This is a genomic window from Paenibacillus sp. QJM3NY_38, assembly GCF_056173265.1.
The window spans coordinates 5,528,549-5,547,079 of record NZ_CM149665.1; the positions used below are offsets into that span (position 1 = coordinate 5,528,549).

Consider the following 18,531-nt stretch of genomic DNA (forward strand, 5'->3'; position numbering starts at 1 on the left):
CGTTTATGTCTTGAGAGATTTCTAGGCTTTCTATCCGAACTATTTCAGTACCCTATGTAGCGTTAAGAATATTTCTTAATAAATAAATTATTTACGATGCAATGCTCAATTTGGAGCCACTGGTTATCTAATATAATTACTGCAAAATGGAATTTCACGTAATTATATCGTTTTCCTTTTTGATCGGCAGTTGTCGGACAATCAAAAGAAGAAAAGCTGTTGTCTCTCGACACTGCTTTTCTTCTTCGAAGGATGGTCTTTTTCATAAAAAAATCCCTTAGTTAGGACTTGATTTGTATCATATCCGAATTGCTATAATTTTCGGGCTGCCTCAAATATAAATTGGACAAATTTTTTCATAGATAACTTTTGACAATACTGTCAGTTTTGAGTTCCGAACTTAAAGCAAATATCAAATATTGGATTCAAGGTTATATCATTGCTCAGGATCAGCATGGCCCCCGCGCCTATGATACCGACCTCATTGGGCCACATGGACCGGGACTATATAAATTTGCGCTCCGCTATCCAGATTGACTGGCAGGACACGATCCTTCTTCTTCCTCTCTCTCGAGACCCCATATCACGATTTAATTTCTAGACTCCCGTATGGTTTGAAGTCTCATTTTCAAATTATTGATTCCCTCATAATACGCTTGTAGTATTGCTTCATCTTGGAGCGTTCCATTTATTTCAATACTGGTTGCCACCTCCATCTGTTCATGATTAAACAGCACAATGTATTCTGGACTAGATTCGATGTATCCAATTGGGCACTCCCACTCGCCAAATTTTGCAGCATGCTCAAACCATTGATATTTTATCATTTGAGAATTTGTATAAATATTATCTTTAAATACCAACCCTTTAGCGGTTACTAAAGCCAACCCGGTCCTAACTTTCTCATTAGTCATACTTCTTCTCTCCTTTGATTAATTTAAGAAGCTCTGTAGTACCATTATTGTCAACCACCCCTAAATTGATACTTATAAACATCGAAATTAAAATTGATATTTTTAAACATATGTCTTAAAAGTACTCATTTGACTACACTTCTATTAAGAGGTGTGGAATATGTCTTCCATTTTGAAATTGGTCGGAGCAAAGATTCGAGATATACGTAAACAAAAAGGATGGTCTCAAGAATTTCTGGGGGAAAAAGCTGGATTACACTTCTCATACATCGGTGGTCTTGAGCGCGGTGAAAAGAATATTACTTTATTAAATCTACAAAAGGTTGCAACAGCTCTCGATGTGCAAATTTATGATTTTTTCTCATATAGTAAAGAAATTACAATGATTGATAAGGAATCATTGGTTCAAGAAACTTTGGAATTAATGTTGAAACTAGATCAATCTGATTTAAAAAAAGTAAAGACAATAATCAGAGAGTTTTTATAATAACAAACGGGGCCATTAAAGGCCCCGTTGTTTTATTGTCTACGTAGAGTTAATTTCTGAATTATACCGCCATTGACACAGGTAAATTACGTATATGAATCAGCATCTCTTAGCGTAAGGTAAACATCCCGGTCAGTGTCAAAGTTGACACTCTTCTGAAGGTCTTTGATTGGTTTGATTTATTGCCTCACTATCCTGTTCCTTAAGTAGCTGCATTTGATTATAAATTAACTCACGCTTCTTATTTACAGGGAGTATCTATGATTATATCTATTTGAGAACCATCTTCGGGCCTGTTGTACATACGGCAAATTATGAGTGCATTCTTGATGCCGGCGATCTTTCCCTTTAAGAATTCATTATCGGGTTTCAATTGTAACTCTTGTTGTAACTCGGCTATGTTTCGTTCAAAATGTTCTATTAGTCCGTTTATTTCCTTCTCCAAAAGGATTCTCCTCTCTACTTGCTTTTCTCTACAGATAATTATATCAATTCTGAACCAAAAACAGCAGGAAAAGGCCCTGTGCAGGGACTTTTCCTGCTGTTTGAAAATTCGCTAAATTGTAACTTGAGCTTTACTTCTCATCCATTCTTCAATCAACTCAGTGTTAAATAAAATTCTTCTGCGTACCCGAATATGGGGAATCTGTTTTTCACGTACCATCGTATAGATGGTATCTGTAGATACTTGCAAGTAGCTAGCTAATTCGCTAACACTTAAAACTTTCTTCAATCTGTTTCACCTCCGACTATTGTTAATAGTTAATAAATTGCATTATTTTTGAGGTTATTGTAAAATTTTTTGTAATGGCAGGCATGGCTTGCAGTGATTTTTAATGAGGAATTAAAGTCCTACTATAAGTCTGTCCTTTTTCCTTTTACACCTTTTGGGATTAAGTAGATCGTTATCCTTTCATATTGGGAATAATCTAAGATGCACTTTACATTTACGAATGTGAAGTGCTTTTTGTTTTGAAGACGAACCCACGATCAACAAGCTCTCTTCAAGACGTAAATGTGTGCGATTAGGTTTAACAAGGTCCGAAATCTCACTCGGCCTTGGGCCCTCCAATTATCTGGGAGGTTGGTTTTATATTTGTCTGTATTCATTATTACCAGGGTCCGACTTTCAATAATAAATCTTACCCAAGTAAGAACTTTTATTGAAGATCAATTAACGATGTAGCATTATGTTGGGTGATCAATTTTGAGTAATAACCGTGACTTATACTCGCTTTTCAGGGCCGAACCAATACAGAAAGCACAAAAATATATAAAAAGCAACGATTCACAAATAAAAGGTGTATTAAAACGTTATTTAAGGTCATTGAATTATAAAGATATGTTGGTTATTCAGAGCGACCGCAGCCTATGGGAGCAATTATTAATGGATCCGGATCCCCTATTTAGACGTCAACTCTGCACGCAAGCTTATAAAATAACGCAGGAACAGATTTCACACAATGTATCTGGTTCTACAAAAACTGGATTTGCTTTGATCAACGAGACATTGAAACCGGATAATTTCAACACATTCGTTCTTGCAATCATGTGTAATGTGCCGTGGCAAATTATCACTGAAAAAGAACCCGTCGAGTATTCGTTTGAATCGTATACAGAATATTTCCTCAACGGGTCTGCAAAAAGGATCAGCATTGAAGCACTTTATGAAGAAAAGGATAGAGTTGGTCGCAATATATTGGGTTACTTAATCACAGATGCTCAGCGCCTGCTTGAACAGGCTACTCCCCTTACGACAGGACGCTGGGTTACAACATATCCAGAAATGGAATATTTCGAATTCCATTTACCCAACGAGCCCTCTCTTCATAAAGCCACAAAGAGAGACATCCGCAACGCCTTTCCGTTTGCAACTCATTTAGTGACAACTTACACACCATTCCGATCAGGGAGATCCTTATGGGTTATGGGACCCAAACCCGGAAGGCATCAGAAATATCAGCAAATTTTAATGGAAATAGATAGCTGGGATCTTGCAGAATTCCATGAAATCTAATGTACTTGTGTCAAACCACCTTCCAACTTGGATGGTGGTTTTTCTTATTCAAGTAAGAATGTATCGGGACATAAAATTATTTGTCCAAGCTAATAACAAATTGATCATTCAAAGTAAAGGAGAAAGTTAAAATGGACAAAGAAAAAAACAAACAATTGAGCAAAGAATTGACTAAACAGCCCCTTGCACAGTTGGAACCCTCCCAGGAAAAAACAAAAGATTTTTTTCGGCAGAATGCTTCTTTTGCCGAAAAAAATCTTCTTAACGAGCGTATTTTTCACGAACTTTCAGACGATCATGATATTAGACAGATCGATAGAAAGAAGGTGGAATCCATGCTCGAAACCGCCAATATTAGACAAAGCGAACCAGCACCAGAGTTCGTTCACCTTGGAAGGAAAGGGATCAATCGTTGGATTTGGGAAAATAAAATCTCTAGTACCATATGCCCTCCCCTACTGACATTCCTAGCTAAAAAACTAAATACGGATGCCAGTAGATTCTATCAGTATTATAAGGAAGTTTCCGAATTCATGCAAAAAGTTGCGAGTTTTCACTGTGTATTAATAGAAGAACTTGGCTCAAACCATTTTCTAGACCCCAATTGTTACGAGTATCTAAAAACAGCATACGAAAATACTAAGAAAGAACAGACCTTTTTTGTTGAGATAATTGGATACTTAAATAAGGAATTTCCCAAGCAAGTTTCGATCACTCCCTCCCAAGCTGTATCGGCAATTAAAAGATCCTTACATCCCAAAATTCTGAAATATCTGCATTCACAAAGAAAAAAGGGGATTAGCATAAACACTCAGAAGAGAAAGCTTGGTTTTTTAAATATGTTACTTCCATGGCTTTGCAAACAAATGGATGATTTCCGGGATTTTACACCTGAGAACATTCCATTTCTAAGAATTAAGGAAATGCACTTAATAGAGTTTAGATCTCACCTGTTAAAACAACTTCAAAATGGCCGATATAGCCAAATAACTATTAGTGAGTGCATTTACGTAGTCAAAGACTTTTTTCAATTTTTAAAAGAAACTTTTGGCTTTCCAAATCCAGCAGTAAGATTGAAATCTATTAAAGCACCTCGATACAAAGAACGCCAGATCCCAACTGATATTGAAATTCATCGGTTTCTACAAGTCGTTAAGATTTATTCTGATACGCCTTTGCTTGAATCCATTTCTTTTCGTCTAATGTTAGACCTTGGGCTTAGATCTAATGAAGTTGGCAAAATAGCTTGGAAAGACATCAACCTAGGTTGCAAAACTATCTGCATCCACTCTAAAGGTGGTAAGGAACATGTTCTCCCCCTAGTAGGAGAGTTGTACCAACTAGTTACAAAATTACGATTGGAACAAACAAATGGAGATTTCTTATTTGGGGATAAAACCAAGAGTTTTTACAGCCGATCACTTAGCAATTTCCATCTGTATGCGCTCATAGCGGGGTGGGATTTTCCGGGTGGCCTCCATTTGTTTCGACACATCTTTGTTACACGATTAGCAGAGACTGCCCCCCTTCCACAGCTAATAAAAGAATTAACCAGGGTCGTACGATCGGACACGGTCAGTCTGTATTTACATACCTCTCAGCACAAGCGACGTTTAAGCAAAGAAGTAAACAAATTAACATATGATATTAATGGGAGGAACCAGCATGCCCCTATATAATGAAGAATATTTACAAGAATTTTCTCTTAAGGACGAATTGGAACATATTGCAGAAAAATACGGGACCAGCCAGGTCCAGCAAGCACTTCGCCAAGTCGACTGGCTCGAACTTAATGAGCCAAATAGAAAACAGATTAATGAAGCCGCGCTCCTCACGGATGCTATAGCCTATTACTACAGTAGTGAACCATTTATTACCCTAAAGGAATCATCTCAACAAGTATACCGTTACGAGATGAATTTGTTTCTTGCTTATTGCCAAAAGAGTAAAGGGATGAATGTGACACTTCGTGAAGTCTCTACCTCCCTGTTTTTAAAAGAATATCTGAATCCCGTCAAAAAAAGGAATACGAAAAGCAAAAAGTCTGCGTTTCTGCGAAGTTTTTTGCGGGAAACCTTTGAGCATTACTACGATGAAAAAATTGATAATCTAAAGAGGACATTGAGTGTTCAAGTGGATAAAAACAAACGTCCTCGAGCCTTTAAGAAAGAACAAATTGAGGAGCTGGTAAACCTTGCCTGTTTGGGACGAGAATCCTTTCGTAACTTTACAATAATATGGACATTTCTCGGCACTGGAATTCGTTTAAATGCGTTATGTACTCTTCAAATTGGCGATATTGATCCGCTGCATCAAGAAATTTGGGTTTATGAGAAAGGCGATAAGGAAAATAAGGTCGCACGAAAGATAACAAATTTCTCCTTGGAGGTGTTATCCAAATATATTAGTTTTCGTTATCGCTCGCTAAAAGATACATCTGATTATCAGCAAAGGTATATTTTCTCGGATGATAGAGGCGTGACCCCACTTCACGACAGTACCATTCAAAAAATGTTTCAAGGTCTAATCCAAGAGTCAACATTAATACCTACTGAAGAGAAGAAGCCGTATCATCTTTCGGTACACTCGATCCGCCACTCCTATGCTCTTTACTTGTTAGAGTCTGGGGTTAGTATCTATGACATCAAAGAACTTTTAGGACATCAATGGCTAAGTTCTACCCTGGTTTACCTGAAGTTATTTGATGAAATGTTAGTCAAGGTAATTAATAAACACCCTCTCGGAAATCTAAAAATCAGTGACTTCTTTTGAAAGGACGTAGGTTATTAATGGATAGTATTTTATTTCAATCGAAATATTACTTGTTTTGGCATGAATATGTCGAGCTAACATCCAAGAAGCATGTAATCAAAGAACTAAAGAAATTCGACCAATTTTTAATATCACAAGGTTTTGAAGGTGATTTGGATTTCGATCGATTTCATGCAAGCCGACAGTATCCCAACCAGTTTCTTCCTATACAAGAAAACTTTATTGATAAGTTTGTGTTATATCTTATCAATGAGTATCGAGCGACAAAAGGGGTTTTATATAACGCGATCAGTTCACTTAAAAATTTTTTTCTTTTTTTGTACGAAATGGAGCTGATTTCACATAATCCGATGGAGAACTACCCTAATCCGTATTACAGTCGGCCAATTATAAATACGGCTTTATCAGTGGAGGAGTGCCTTGCATTACTCTATGCAGCAATGAAAAAAGATCCTTTCTTCCGACAAGATTTTGTAATGATCTGGTTTATGCTGGTTACAGGAGTTCGAAATTCAGAAATACGACTTCTCCCATACTATAATGTTAATGTAGACAATAGAATGGTACTCCTCGACAAGGGGCAAAAGGGAGACGCACGATCCACTAGCATTACTGAGGCTCTAGCATTAGAATTAAACCGCTATATGGGGCATCCATGTTATAAGGAGTGGATACATAATGGCAACAATACATTGTTTTTTAATGAAACCAGGATACTTTCTGACCAAAAACTACGTGAAAAATTGACAGAGCTATGTATAAATGCTGGCATACGTCGCATCACCCCACACGACCTTCGACGAACTGCTGGGTACTTAATGCAGAAAAGTGGAATGCACATTGTTGAAATTCAACAACAACTTGGTCATAAAATTCTTTCAACAACCTTGCGATATATTCCACCATTAGAGGAACTATCGGCGGCATTGCTTAAATTGGCTATTAAGTAAAGTGATTCGATTAACGGCGTTTTTCCATTGGCCAAGGTCTAAGTAGCGGGAAAGCAGATTTTTCAGCCCTTTCGTTTCCATTCGGAGATAAAAAGGGCATTATTTATGTTCCAGGCAATTTAATATATAACACCTATTTTCAATTGGTATTATGTAGTTGATTATTCTTCATTACCTTCATCAACTTGCCTACTCTTATTGTAGAGGTGGCAAATATGTCAAATATATATTACCAAGTAGGAAAGAAAATTAGGTTGTACCGTAAAGCAAGAAAATTGACCCAAGAGGAATTAGGAGAAATTCTTCAAATTGATCAATCCTATATAGGAAGAATTGAACGTGGGGATATAAATATTACTCTAGAAACAATTACTAAAATTGCCGATGCATTAGATGTAAAGCCTTCGCAACTGTTAGAGGAAGATCAATATAGTTCTATTGATAAATTGAAATCAGAAACATTAGATAAAATAACCTTGATGCTTTTATCTCGTAATACGTCTGAATTACAAATTGTACATATGCTTTTAAAAGAAGCCTTTTATTAAAGGAATCATCTAATAAGTAGAGTTTTATCTATACTAATTAATCTCGGAATGTATTTAATATTGCTATTAGTGAAGCTACCGAAAGTTTGGAAGCATATTTTTCCAAATCAGGATTATTAACAGTAAATCAAACAACTTTTTTATGATCTGCATGGCCTGTACGAGTATCAAATACCCTAATGTTCCTTGGATGCGATGCTCGTAAAACCAATTAACAAAATCGTACAAGCCTCTGGAATTCATCTGGTTCACGATATACGGACAAGTGCTCTTTGATGCAGAAAGAAAAGGCCTGGAGATTATAGAAGAAGAACATATTGGTCGAGTCCTGGTGGACAAGGACCGGCAACGGAACGGCGGGGTAACTCGCCGTATTCTCACTTCTCAGAAGATTGGCGTTACGCTTCCCATCTACGTGACTCGCCTGACATGCAAACGCTCACGTCATTGACGGTGATTGTTTCACCGACAAAGAACGTGAGCTGTAACAAACGAATAACCGACCCTCTTAGGGGGCAGGTCACCCCGCGCTTTTATATCATTATCACCTTGTGTCGAGGTAATTGTATGCAAATAGACAATCTTCTCAATTGCGAATATGTTGATCAAACTATTCATGGGCTTGAGACGTTTTCGAATTTCTTTGTTCATGCATTAGTTCAGGTTTGAGGTGTAGATGCCATCTTCCTTAATCAGACCAGGTATCGGTAAAGGGTTAATAGCGTCGACAACTACTCCTCCCACAATGGGACTTCTTTGGTATAACACTTGTTACATTTGTTCTTAGATGCATTAAGGCAGCGGAGATCGCCAAATGGTTTGACTGATTATGTCATGTTTTGGAGAATGCGCTGAAGGTCCGGTAGACCATCTCTAGCTCCAGCTGCAGTTGTAGAAATGGCTGCCCCTTTATTGGCCAGTTGCAAGGCTAACGATAATTTAATGCCTTGCAATAGAAATAAATTCAGTAATCCGACGAAACAGTCTCCAGCCCCAACCGTATCGCACACATTCGTCTTAATCCCCTCAATCCGAATAGGTGCCTTGCCTCGAATAATCGCTCTGACTCCATTACTCCCTAGTGTCACAATGATATTTGTGTGTGCTGACAACTCATCGATTGGATACAGTTTTGCTTCTTCGCTGTTAACGATAATAAAATCAGGATATCCCACTTCTTTAAAGTCACTCAAAATCAACTTCGATGCTGGGCAGAGCACGACAAAAACCAGCTTATTATGCCGATTAAATCTCTCCATGGTCTCTAACGAAATCTCTCTTTCCTGATCAAAAAGGATCAAAGAGGAATATTCACGGTTTAGAAGCTCAAAGTCGATATCCGTCTTGCTGATGAAATCATTGGCTCCCCTATCCATGATCATATATTTGTAATTATTATTGAAAATCGGAATATAGACCGTCCCTGATGGTCCATCCTTTTGAATGACGAAATCAGTATTAACATGCTCGAATTTAAGATCATTCAGCAAGAACTGCCCGATTTCATCATTCCCTACACACGAAAGCAATCCTACTGGTCCACCTGCCCTTGCAATAGCAACTGCGCAATTGCCACCGTGACCTCCTGCTGTCTTTATAATATTGCGAGGGACATAAGTCAGATCATTTACCGGATCATGACTGATATAAAAGTTATGATCCATGTTCAATGAGCCGAGCACCAATGTTTTTTTATCGGATAAATGCAATTCCATTAATCTCCACCATATGTTCATCGATTGCTAATGAAGAAACTTCGACTAGCGTGCTTGCCGGTTTATGGTCCAAAAAATACTTGTTCCTTACTTCATTAAATTCATGAAAAAGTTGAAGGTCTTTCAAAAATATCGTAATACTTGCCAGATCGTGCAAATTGCCCCCATTCGCCGCCAATACTTTTATAAGATTTTGAAACACATACTCCGTCTGCTCACGCATCGTTGTGCCCATTGTACAGCCGGCCCTATCGGAGGGTACTTGGCCGCTGATAAAAACAAACTTTCCGCTTCCAACTGCAACGGAAGTGGAAGCCGAATAATTTCCGATCTCTCTTGTATGCTGCTCTGGATTTACAATTTTTATCATAGGTCATCTCCCGAATGTTGAATTGATTGACGATAATTCTAACTTTCTAATTTCGATTTCATTGTCAACTCCCAACAGCCACTCGATGACGGACGCGATATCCCCTGGCTTCAAACTATCTTTTCTCGATCCAGGGGTTTTATTTCGAAAGTTAGTATCTACCCTGCTCGGGACAAGCTCAGTCACACGATATTTTTGTGCTCTTAATTCTTCTCTAACGCAATCTATGAACATTGAAAGTCCCGCTTTGGATGTGCAATACGCTGCACGATTGCTGTATGCATGATAGGCCGAATCACTTGATAAGGCGATTACCTGGAAATTATCCGTTCTGTTGAAGCGACTGTAGAAAGCCTGAAGTGAAATGAACGCACCGTTAAGATTACTATTGATCATTCCCTGCCATTCATCGATAGGAGTCGAAGTCGCTGAATACCACTCTCCCCATCCGGCATTAATAATTAATGCTCGGATTTTGATTTCTTGCTCAGGCAGCTCGTTCACTTTGCTCAAAAGCTCCGAATGGTTTGAAACATCGCACTGAATTTTTATAAAGGAATGATCTTTAAATTGGCTGACTTGTTTCTCCAGTTCATCCAAACTATCCGCGCTTCTCGAAACTGCTATAATATGGTGCCCCTTCGCATATAAGTGAGAAGCAACCTCTCTGCCGATCCCCTTGCCTGCTCCTGTAATGACGATATATTCTTTTTTAGTAATTGTATGCACAACCAGTATTGCCTCCTATAGTTAAACTCGTTAGGGAGAAAGCCGCGTAGATGCCAACTCTACCCTTCTCACGATCGTTTCATACAGACGGGGAAAATTATCATGCAAGATTTGATAGAAGCACTCAATCGATTTCAAGTAACTAAATGCTGCATCAGCCGATACTGTCGTTAACCACCGGTCTCTCACGATCTCATGGGAAAGCTTTACCTTATACTTGGCGTACTCCAGCTCTTTCTGTTGATGAACGGATATCGTAAAGTCCTCAATTAAATTCAATTCGCAAAGCAGTTTCGTGCCGGAACAGATCGAGTATACATGTGAGCCATTTTCGATGTTTCCTACAAAAAAACCTTTCACCTCAGGCTTCCCGACAAGCGCTTCATAGCTTGAAGCTCCAGGCACCACAATAGCGTTGTAATCTGTATGCCCAGTTCCAACCGTTAATGTGCGTATTTCAAAACCGCTTTTGGTATAGGCTGCACTACTTCCACCCAGATGATGAATTTCAATGGGCATATAGGATTTACATTTGTCAAGTAATGAGTTGACATTCATAAAATCTATATCATCGACACCTGTTCCCAAGACAAATGCAATCTTCATTTTTCATCCCTCTTCACAAGTAATCGGTCACCCTGTTGTTAAACGTTGCGAGCATTTAAGATTACATCATTCATTACTGCACAGAAATCACTGCGCTCCAAATGAATATGGCTGATATCTTCAAATTCATTTGGAAGCTTCGCAATCGAAACCGTATTTTGGTACCCTGTGTTTTTCAGTACCTTTACAAGATCATGGATGAATTTCCCCGTTCCACCGGGGTATGTTTGACTGTTATTGTTGTTCTCTTGGACTAAATAAAGAGTGCTAAACTTATTCAAACGGCTTCCAATCAGGCATTCAACATTCTCGGCTCCGGGGATTCCGATTCCGAGCAAAGAATGTTGGTTTAGTACCCAACAATCAGATTCGCCTTCAACAATAAATGCATAATCCAGATGACTATTCTCCTGAAACATGCATGCGTTAGCATATTCTACAATCGGTCTGTAGTCAGTAGGACTCCAATTAGAGCCACCCGCACCTCTTAAAGAGGTGCGCAGCCTCGTTCTGCCTTGTTCACCCAACAGATTGTAATAGTTGAATTCGACCACACCAGTTCTGTTGTAAACCTTGAAACGGTTGAGTACGTCCAAACTTACGCGTTTTCTATTGCTTAACTCTTCTCTTTGGATCATTGCTCCTCCTTGTGCTGGCTTTCCAATCGGATAGCCAGCATCAAATAAAGTTTAAATTATCTATATCTATGAAATTGTGACAGGCTGCAGGATTGTCTCTTCCCATTCTTTCACTTCGGTAATGCTACCTTTACCTTTATTCCTCGAAGGAGATTTAAGGAAATAAGCGGCACAGTCGATAAAGCCTCCCATTTGATTTCTTTTTGCAACGCCTGCAATGCGAACAAGATCGATAATAACGCCTGCGGCATTGCTCGAGTCCTGAACGTCCAATTTGAGGTCAATCGTAATCGGTGTCCCCCCCCAACCTTGTCCATGGATGCTCATGTAGCAAATTTTATGATCCTTCAGTTGTGTCAACACCCCTGCCGAAGGGATAACCTCGATCAGATCGGTGTTGATATTTTCGCTGGAAAGTGCATTTTTCTTGGATTCGTTCTTCAAATGCCCGTTTATCTTTAAGTTTTTGAAATCTGTGTTACCACCTACATTAATTTGATAGGCTTCAGTAAGATTAATTCCTCTTCTTGTAAGCAGTTGCAGAATTTCTCGTTGCAGAATACTCGATCCAATCTGGCTAGCAAGATCGTCGCCCAAGAGCGGAATCCCCTTTTCCTTAAAGGCATTAACAAAATTCTCGTTTCGCCCTATGATATCAGGTGTACAGTTGACGAAACCGACTCCGGCCTCCAGTGCACACTCTGCATAAAAGTTGGCACATTGCTGACTGTTGGTCGGGAGTGAGTAGAGCAATACTTCTGCACCTGTTTCTTTTAAATACGAAATGATTTTGTGCTTATCCGATTCCTCATTTTCTTGGATCCCTTTGCAGTCATCCTTCAGATGATCCGGAATTCCGTCCAATATCACGCCTGGAAACACTGGTACATCCAATTCAGGGAGCTCTACCTCCAGTTTAGGATAGTTATTCGGAGTGGCAAAAATAGCTTTGGATAGATCCTGATTAACCTTGCTCTCGTTTACATCGATGGCGGCAACAAATTCGATATCAGTGACCTTCATACCGCCAATTTGCTCCAACGATACACCTGGTAAATCAAGACTTCCATCATTCACATCTTCATACTTTTTTTGGTACAAATACACACCTTGAACCAGAGCAGAAATATTGTTACCCACACCTACAATTGCCAATTTAATTTTATCTTTGTTCATTCAAAACAGCTCCTTTTTGGTTTATATATTTGACATTATAAAAACAATGTTAAATATCTCGATAAATACAGATAAAAGCAAAGAATAAGTATTTACTTTTCTTTTATTTCATTGATCACTTTCTGACTTTTCAACCCATCTTCAAACAAAGGCAATTCCACTTGTTCGCCCTGCATATAGCGTATCCAGTAATGATATGGATTCTCGTCCAGTTGATACTTGGATGCTATTTTCTTATTATTTAAAAGAAGATCCCCATCGCCTGTAATAGGATTAAGAGTAAGGTGGATCGAACCCTTCGTACCCAATATCATAAATGTAATCATGTTAACCCCATGAGATGTACGACAAACTGTCATCGCACCTACAGCAGTATCTTTCTGATCTGGCATCTGTAAACTGAACTGAACTTTCGCAAAGTCCTCTGTAGTTGCTCTAACTTTGCCAGTTTCTATTTTTCTGATCGGGTAGACTGTTTTGAGAACCGAATGTTCAATCACTGTCTCACCGTTGGTCAACCAATACAATAGGTCAATTAAATGAACCCCCATATCTGAGAGAACACCAGACCCTCCCAAATCCTCGTTATGTCTCCATAAATAAGGAATATTCTCGTCAGCCATAAATTCCGTGTAGAAGGCTGTATCAAAAAAGTAAATATTGCCGATAGCTTTTTCATCCAACATCGTTCTCAAGGTGCGCAAAAGATTATTAAACCGCCACTGAAAGAAAATCATACTCTTGATGGGATACTGCTTTTCAAGCCGTACTAGTTCTTCACACTGGCGAAGATTTAACGCAAGTGGTTTATCGGTTATAACATGTTTTCCAGTTACCATAGCTTCTTGAATCATATCTAAATGAGTATATACAGGTGTAACAACCACGATGAAATCAACGGAAGATCTCGTTATTTCCTTATAATCAGACGTGATGTTTGGAATATGGTACCTGCTTGCAAGTTGTTCGGCTTTCTTTCTATTACTTTGAAATCCTAGCCATTGAATATCTACCCCATCGATTTGGCTTAACAACTCCAAATGTACTTCACCAAAGCCAGTTCCAATAACTCCTGCTTTTATTTTGTGCATTTACTAACCCTCCTTTGCTCTACTTATTATTTGTTTGCCGGTTGGAGCATCTTGCGAAATTCATCAAAAACCCCCGGGCTTGATACCATAAAATAATGACCATTGAGACAATCAATAATTTCAGGATCGAACTTAGAACTATAAAAACCTGCCTTGGCTCCTGCCTCAATTGCAATAAGCCTTGCTGCAGCAATATCCCATGGCTTTAATCGCTCCTCATAAAATCCCTGCAGTCTCCCACATGCAACCCAGCAGATATCAAGCGCCGGAGAACCGAGTCTCCGTATGTCCCTGATCTGAGATAACAATCGATGTAGAATGGCCATCATTTCAAGCAAATCTTCTCTTTTATGAGGGAATCCAGTACCGATTACACATTGCTTTAAGGAATTGACAGCCTTTGCGTTAATCGGTTTATCATTCAGGAACGCCCCTAAATTCTCTACTGCATAAAACAACTCCTCAAGAAAAGGGTTGTACACAACGCCTACCCGTACTTTATTGTCGACTGCAAATGCGATCGAAACGGCAACCTGATAGTGGTCGTTTGCATATCCTACGGTTCCGTCAATCGGATCCACGATCCAAGTCGGCTCTTGTATTGAAATCCCGCACACTCTTTCTTCCTCAGAAAGGAATTGGTGACCGGGGAATGCCTTAGCAATTTCCGATTTGATAAGCTCGTTGGAGATTAAATCTGCAGTCGTTACAAACTCGTATCCATTTTTAATGCTCTCATTGAACTGCTTGCGATCACGTAATTCCTTAATCTTTTTTCCTGCCAACAATGCAATACGTACAGCCTCTTTTCTTATCGCTTCCACAGACGGGTATACTCTCCTTTTTTACATAATTCTCAACAAATCGTTATATTGCTTTTCATCGTCAATATTGAAATTGCAATAAATCGTATTTTTGCAATTAGCAAGATCTGAGACCCTTCTGAAATCTTCGCAATAAATACGATTGAAATCCGACAAATTTCCACCGGCCATTTCCAAATAATCATCTTTCATCGCATAGGTATGCAATGGATAGGAGAAATTCCATAACACAGACAAGGAGTAGCTTGGGGCGACTTCAAAAATCCCTGCATTACCTGATCCGTAATTAGCAATAATTATATTTTTCAAATTACCCTCGATGGAAAAGTTTTTGTAAATCAAGTTTGGCGAAATGATATACTCTCCTTGTTCAATATGTTTTTTTGCCAAACCACTCGTAATATAACTACTGAAATAAGGATCATTCCGAAAACGAATTGCGGTACTAATCCCATACACTTTATTACCGGTAATAAGACTATGCGTATTGGACATAAACCTATATCCGCCTGTAATTAATTTGTTAAGCAAAACTGACTTACCGCCACTCCCTCTTCCAACAATTAAGGATATATTATTGTCGCGATCGGCTACCGCGGCAGCCTTTAGATGAAGAGATTGATGTTGGACGGCATAATGACTTAGAAAAAATTTTATATAAAACGACCAAAATAATTTGCTAATATTCTCACCTATAGCGATATGAATTTTTCCTCTTGTTATTTTCCAAACACGCTCGCCATAATGATGTGTCAAATAAAAGCCGGATTTGAATCTATCAGCTCTGAACGATTGATCTGCAAAATGTACGTAGTCCTCACCTTTTATTGATGGCACATCACGCAAATCACACATAACTAGCTCGTAATCGCCTTCCGTCCCCTCCTCTACCTCATCACACAAATAATGAAGAGCAGCATAATCTTTATGAGGCACATACATCGCAATGTATACCGGTCCTAGTCTATAAACCTTTTTAATCAGCCCTTCTTTAATCCTATTAAGCTCTTGTTCCATAGCGCGTTCCTTTCTTCATCCGATTTCATCTCTGACAATTGGATCTCGATCCCGGAAATGAGTTTCTGCATATTTGGCACAAACACTCACAATATCCCAATAAGTAAAAGAAGGATATTTCTCTTCCATTAGCATTTTCACTTCACGCCATGAAATCCCCCTATTCTCCAATTGAACAAACTTCAACAAAAGTTCCTCACCATTTTTTTGGTCCAATGCTACTTGCTCCGCTTTTTTACGTACCTCCTCATATTTAAGCGAATGCAGCTCATACAGCTCGGCCACCCTCATGAACTCCGTTTCGATTTCAATAGCCAACGGATTCAACATAGTTTTGTAAATCTTCACACGCTGCTCTCTATCGAAAAATGCACCTATCTCACGGATTATGTCAGACGGTTCGTCCGAGACATGAATATAAGTCAACACGGACACTTGAGCGCTTTCAGCAGAATAACGCAGCTGTCCAATTTTCCTTTCTTTTGGTAAACTAGGACCCTTATACCGGCTCAATTCGTTGGTAGCGGAGACTGCTTCTTTGGAAGATTCCTTGTAGAACAACACATAAAGGCTGGTGAAGCCTGTTAAAATCATATCCATAACATCGATCCTGTCTCGTGAGGCAATGTTTAACTGATATTTCCAACACTCTCTTACTTTAAATCTACAGTACTCAAACGGAGTTATATAAATAGGCACATAGCCTTTCTCCATTATTTGCTCGACGACTGTAAAGTAATGTCTCGTCACAATGGAATCAGGCCTAAAAATAACAGGTGCTACATGATGAAGCTGATCAAAAACAGACTTATCAAAATAATGATGAATATCATCGATGGAATCCCTAAAATACGGATCAGCTTCATAAAGTTTTAGTTTATCCTCGTGTAAGGAAAGCAAATGATCACCCCCTAAAGATATGGAGCAGGCTTATGTTAAAAACGGCCCAAACGGTCCAATTCGTCAGTTTCAACAACTTTCAAAATTGAATCAATGAAGAAATCGGTCGAAGGTAGAACATTAACGCTTTTGCAAAATATAAATTTAGTAATTATTTCTGAATCAATTTAATATAAGGATTCTAGAAGTATAATGCTCTTGTGGATCATCATTTACCAGATGATATGTATCCTTATACATAAATTTAAAAAGGTTAAATCTATAAGCGAAAATCGCTTTATCAGCTTTTTTAGATGTCTCATCAATCTTCATAAAACTAAATGGCAGCTCTGCGGCAATTATTGCTCCGGTTTCTAATGTTGTAATTGAACATGATTGAAACTCACCCCTCGATTGTTTTCTTAGTACATTTGCATCTCTTAGAATAGGAGTATTTAAACTTTTAGCAGTTAACATCTTATCTTCTGTCAACACTTCTAAAATCGAATAGAGAATTTCATTTTCAAGATCACTATTGTAAACACTTATCTGGAAAAGATAGTTCTCAATATTCGTGTACATTGAGTGAGGAATATATAAATATATCTTCAATGCAGTATTCGTATAAGTTATAAAATATCTAATATCAATATTGTATCTATTTTCATAATGGATATAGTTTTCTACTTCCCCAAACCCCTCCATCTTGTTATCTGAAGAAATGTGTAATATATCTTGTTCATGAGAGAAAGCATTTATTTTCTGTATTTTCTTAATTTCAGCTTTTCTATTCTCTTCATGAAAGATTCTATGGATCAAGTTTGACTCCCAATTGATTGACTTATCATCATCGGCAAGATCTATATCTTTCTTCCAGCTTTTTAATAGCCTATCAACATCTTCTGTTTGGTATATGACGAATAAATTATGTAATACTAAAGAGATATGGTTCTCAACTCTATACTTTTTTGCAAGTTTCTTTATCATAGACCATTCTACTTTAATAGCTTTAGTTACTAGATAACGATAAAGATCAACATAGTCTCTAATAATAGTCGTACCTTGAGCGCTATAAAGAGTTTCCGAGTTTTGGTACGCATTCAAAAACATAAATAATATTAAAAACTCATTATTAAATGAATTGTATTCATGCCCTGCAATGTTTATCCTTTGTGTGTTCCAAATGAAGTCAAGGATATTTTCGTCATTGACAAAATACAGTCTTTTATGTAATTCAATTTTACTAACGATTTCATCCCGGAAATTATAATATTCAAAGAAATGATTCGTGTGTTTAAGCCTCATAATTGGATATGGTAATAGTTTTAATGGTTCTTGATCATTATCAATGTTTTCATATGGTTGTATGTAGTTCATTTTACGTAATATGTAATCCATCCTTAAGGTATCGTCTTCTTCCACAAGAATATCGATATCATTGATTTGTCGTAAATATATATCTTCATATATAACTTTTGAGAGAACTAATCCTTTAACTAAAACAAATCTAATCCTCTCTTCTTTAGAGAATTCATCCAGCCGCTTCAATTCATGAACTAGTCGATCAATTTTTGATATTAATCTTACACTCTCATTATGAAATAATTCTTTGTGAGACTCAGGAATATACATCTTGATTGCTTGATATACAAGCGGGAAGAGCCTATTTCTGCACGCTAAATCGAATAAAAACTCCCAGTCTATATCGCCAAAATTTTTTCCTTTATCAGTGAAATCTTCTCTGACAAGGTTTAAGAATAATGTTTCTGTCCTAGACAAACTCATAGCCATAGTCTCC

At 38.0% G+C, this 18,531-nt stretch carries 19 protein-coding genes and 1 pseudogene; 6 read left to right on the forward strand and 14 right to left on the reverse strand.

Going from position 1 to position 18,531, the window contains the following annotated elements; translation table 11 throughout:
- Window positions 1-590: 590 nt before the first annotated feature.
- Window positions 591-914: a hypothetical protein gene (locus AC0VZ8_RS25460; protein ID WP_475484832.1), complete on the reverse strand. Its 324-nt coding sequence runs from the start codon at window positions 912-914 to the stop codon at window positions 591-593.
- A 160-nt stretch (window positions 915-1,074) separates the two neighbouring features.
- On the opposite strand from AC0VZ8_RS25460, the gene AC0VZ8_RS25465 reads away from it, so the two are divergent.
- Entirely contained in the window at window positions 1,075-1,401 is a 327-nt protein-coding gene (locus AC0VZ8_RS25465) for a helix-turn-helix domain-containing protein (protein WP_475484833.1), read from the forward strand.
- Window positions 1,402-1,957: 556 nt separating this feature from the next.
- Here the strand turns inward: AC0VZ8_RS25465 and AC0VZ8_RS25470 are convergent.
- A complete protein-coding gene (locus tag AC0VZ8_RS25470) occupies window positions 1,958-2,134 on the reverse strand; it encodes a helix-turn-helix domain-containing protein (protein WP_475484834.1) in 177 nt (58 codons plus the stop codon).
- A gap of 474 nt (window positions 2,135-2,608) precedes the next feature.
- Here AC0VZ8_RS25470 and AC0VZ8_RS25475 point away from each other — a divergent pair, with 474 nt between their 5' ends.
- The 5 genes from AC0VZ8_RS25475 to AC0VZ8_RS25495 all read left to right on the forward strand — a co-directional run bounded on the left by AC0VZ8_RS25475 (window position 2,609) and on the right by AC0VZ8_RS25495 (window position 7,688).
- Window positions 2,609-3,418, forward strand: coding sequence for a hypothetical protein (locus AC0VZ8_RS25475; protein WP_475484835.1), 810 nt, complete (start codon window positions 2,609-2,611; stop codon window positions 3,416-3,418).
- A 131-nt stretch (window positions 3,419-3,549) separates the two neighbouring features.
- The gene (locus AC0VZ8_RS25480) at window positions 3,550-5,097 is read left to right on the forward strand and encodes a tyrosine-type recombinase/integrase (protein ID WP_475484836.1); all 1,548 of its coding nucleotides are present in this window, start codon (window positions 3,550-3,552) and stop codon (window positions 5,095-5,097) included.
- Window positions 5,084-6,190, forward strand: a complete 1,107-nt coding sequence (locus tag AC0VZ8_RS25485) for a tyrosine-type recombinase/integrase (RefSeq protein ID WP_475484837.1) — start codon at window positions 5,084-5,086, stop codon at window positions 6,188-6,190. The genes AC0VZ8_RS25480 and AC0VZ8_RS25485 overlap by 14 nt, the downstream gene beginning before the upstream one ends.
- A gap of 17 nt (window positions 6,191-6,207) precedes the next feature.
- Window positions 6,208-7,140: a tyrosine-type recombinase/integrase gene (locus AC0VZ8_RS25490; RefSeq protein ID WP_475484838.1), complete on the forward strand. Its 933-nt coding sequence runs from the start codon at window positions 6,208-6,210 to the stop codon at window positions 7,138-7,140.
- Between the two features lie 215 nt (window positions 7,141-7,355).
- The gene (locus AC0VZ8_RS25495) at window positions 7,356-7,688 is read left to right on the forward strand and encodes a helix-turn-helix domain-containing protein (protein WP_475484839.1); all 333 of its coding nucleotides are present in this window, start codon (window positions 7,356-7,358) and stop codon (window positions 7,686-7,688) included.
- Window positions 7,689-8,249: 561 nt separating this feature from the next.
- Here AC0VZ8_RS25495 and AC0VZ8_RS25500 read toward each other — a convergent pair.
- The 12 genes and pseudogenes from AC0VZ8_RS25500 to AC0VZ8_RS25555 all read right to left on the reverse strand — a co-directional run.
- Window positions 8,250-8,458 (reverse strand): annotated as a pseudogene (locus AC0VZ8_RS25500) (IS256 family transposase); the annotation flags it as partial.
- A 57-nt stretch (window positions 8,459-8,515) separates the two neighbouring features.
- Window positions 8,516-9,403: a carbohydrate kinase family protein gene (locus AC0VZ8_RS25505; protein WP_475484840.1), complete on the reverse strand. Its 888-nt coding sequence runs from the start codon at window positions 9,401-9,403 to the stop codon at window positions 8,516-8,518.
- The gene (locus AC0VZ8_RS25510; RefSeq protein ID WP_475484841.1) at window positions 9,381-9,773 is read right to left on the reverse strand and encodes a RidA family protein; all 393 of its coding nucleotides are present in this window, start codon (window positions 9,771-9,773) and stop codon (window positions 9,381-9,383) included. Before AC0VZ8_RS25510 ends, AC0VZ8_RS25505 begins: the two co-directional genes overlap by 23 nt.
- A gap of 3 nt (window positions 9,774-9,776) precedes the next feature.
- Entirely contained in the window at window positions 9,777-10,502 is a 726-nt protein-coding gene (locus AC0VZ8_RS25515) for an SDR family NAD(P)-dependent oxidoreductase (protein WP_475484842.1), read from the reverse strand.
- A 30-nt stretch (window positions 10,503-10,532) separates the two neighbouring features.
- On the reverse strand, window positions 10,533-11,108 hold the full coding sequence (locus tag AC0VZ8_RS25520; protein ID WP_475484843.1) for a DJ-1/PfpI family protein: 576 nt from the start codon (window positions 11,106-11,108) through the stop codon (window positions 10,533-10,535).
- 38 nt (window positions 11,109-11,146) lie between these two features.
- A complete protein-coding gene (locus tag AC0VZ8_RS25525; protein ID WP_475484844.1) occupies window positions 11,147-11,746 on the reverse strand; it encodes a hypothetical protein in 600 nt (199 codons plus the stop codon).
- Between the two features lie 66 nt (window positions 11,747-11,812).
- Complete coding sequence (locus AC0VZ8_RS25530) at window positions 11,813-12,922, reverse strand: inositol-3-phosphate synthase (RefSeq protein ID WP_475484845.1); 1,110 nt, start codon at window positions 12,920-12,922, stop codon at window positions 11,813-11,815.
- A gap of 92 nt (window positions 12,923-13,014) precedes the next feature.
- A complete protein-coding gene (locus AC0VZ8_RS25535; RefSeq protein ID WP_475484846.1) occupies window positions 13,015-14,013 on the reverse strand; it encodes a Gfo/Idh/MocA family protein in 999 nt (332 codons plus the stop codon).
- Window positions 14,014-14,039: 26 nt separating this feature from the next.
- A complete protein-coding gene (locus AC0VZ8_RS25540) occupies window positions 14,040-14,837 on the reverse strand; it encodes an inositol monophosphatase family protein (protein ID WP_475484847.1) in 798 nt (265 codons plus the stop codon).
- Window positions 14,838-14,858: 21 nt separating this feature from the next.
- On the reverse strand, window positions 14,859-15,854 hold the full coding sequence (locus tag AC0VZ8_RS25545) for a hypothetical protein (protein ID WP_475484848.1): 996 nt from the start codon (window positions 15,852-15,854) through the stop codon (window positions 14,859-14,861).
- A 15-nt stretch (window positions 15,855-15,869) separates the two neighbouring features.
- Window positions 15,870-16,754 (reverse strand): hypothetical protein, encoded by an 885-nt coding sequence (locus AC0VZ8_RS25550; RefSeq protein ID WP_475484849.1) that lies wholly within the window; start codon window positions 16,752-16,754, stop codon window positions 15,870-15,872.
- 162 nt (window positions 16,755-16,916) lie between these two features.
- A complete protein-coding gene (locus AC0VZ8_RS25555; protein WP_475484850.1) occupies window positions 16,917-18,518 on the reverse strand; it encodes a nucleotidyltransferase family protein in 1,602 nt (533 codons plus the stop codon).
- Between the last annotated feature and the right edge of the window lie 13 nt (window positions 18,519-18,531).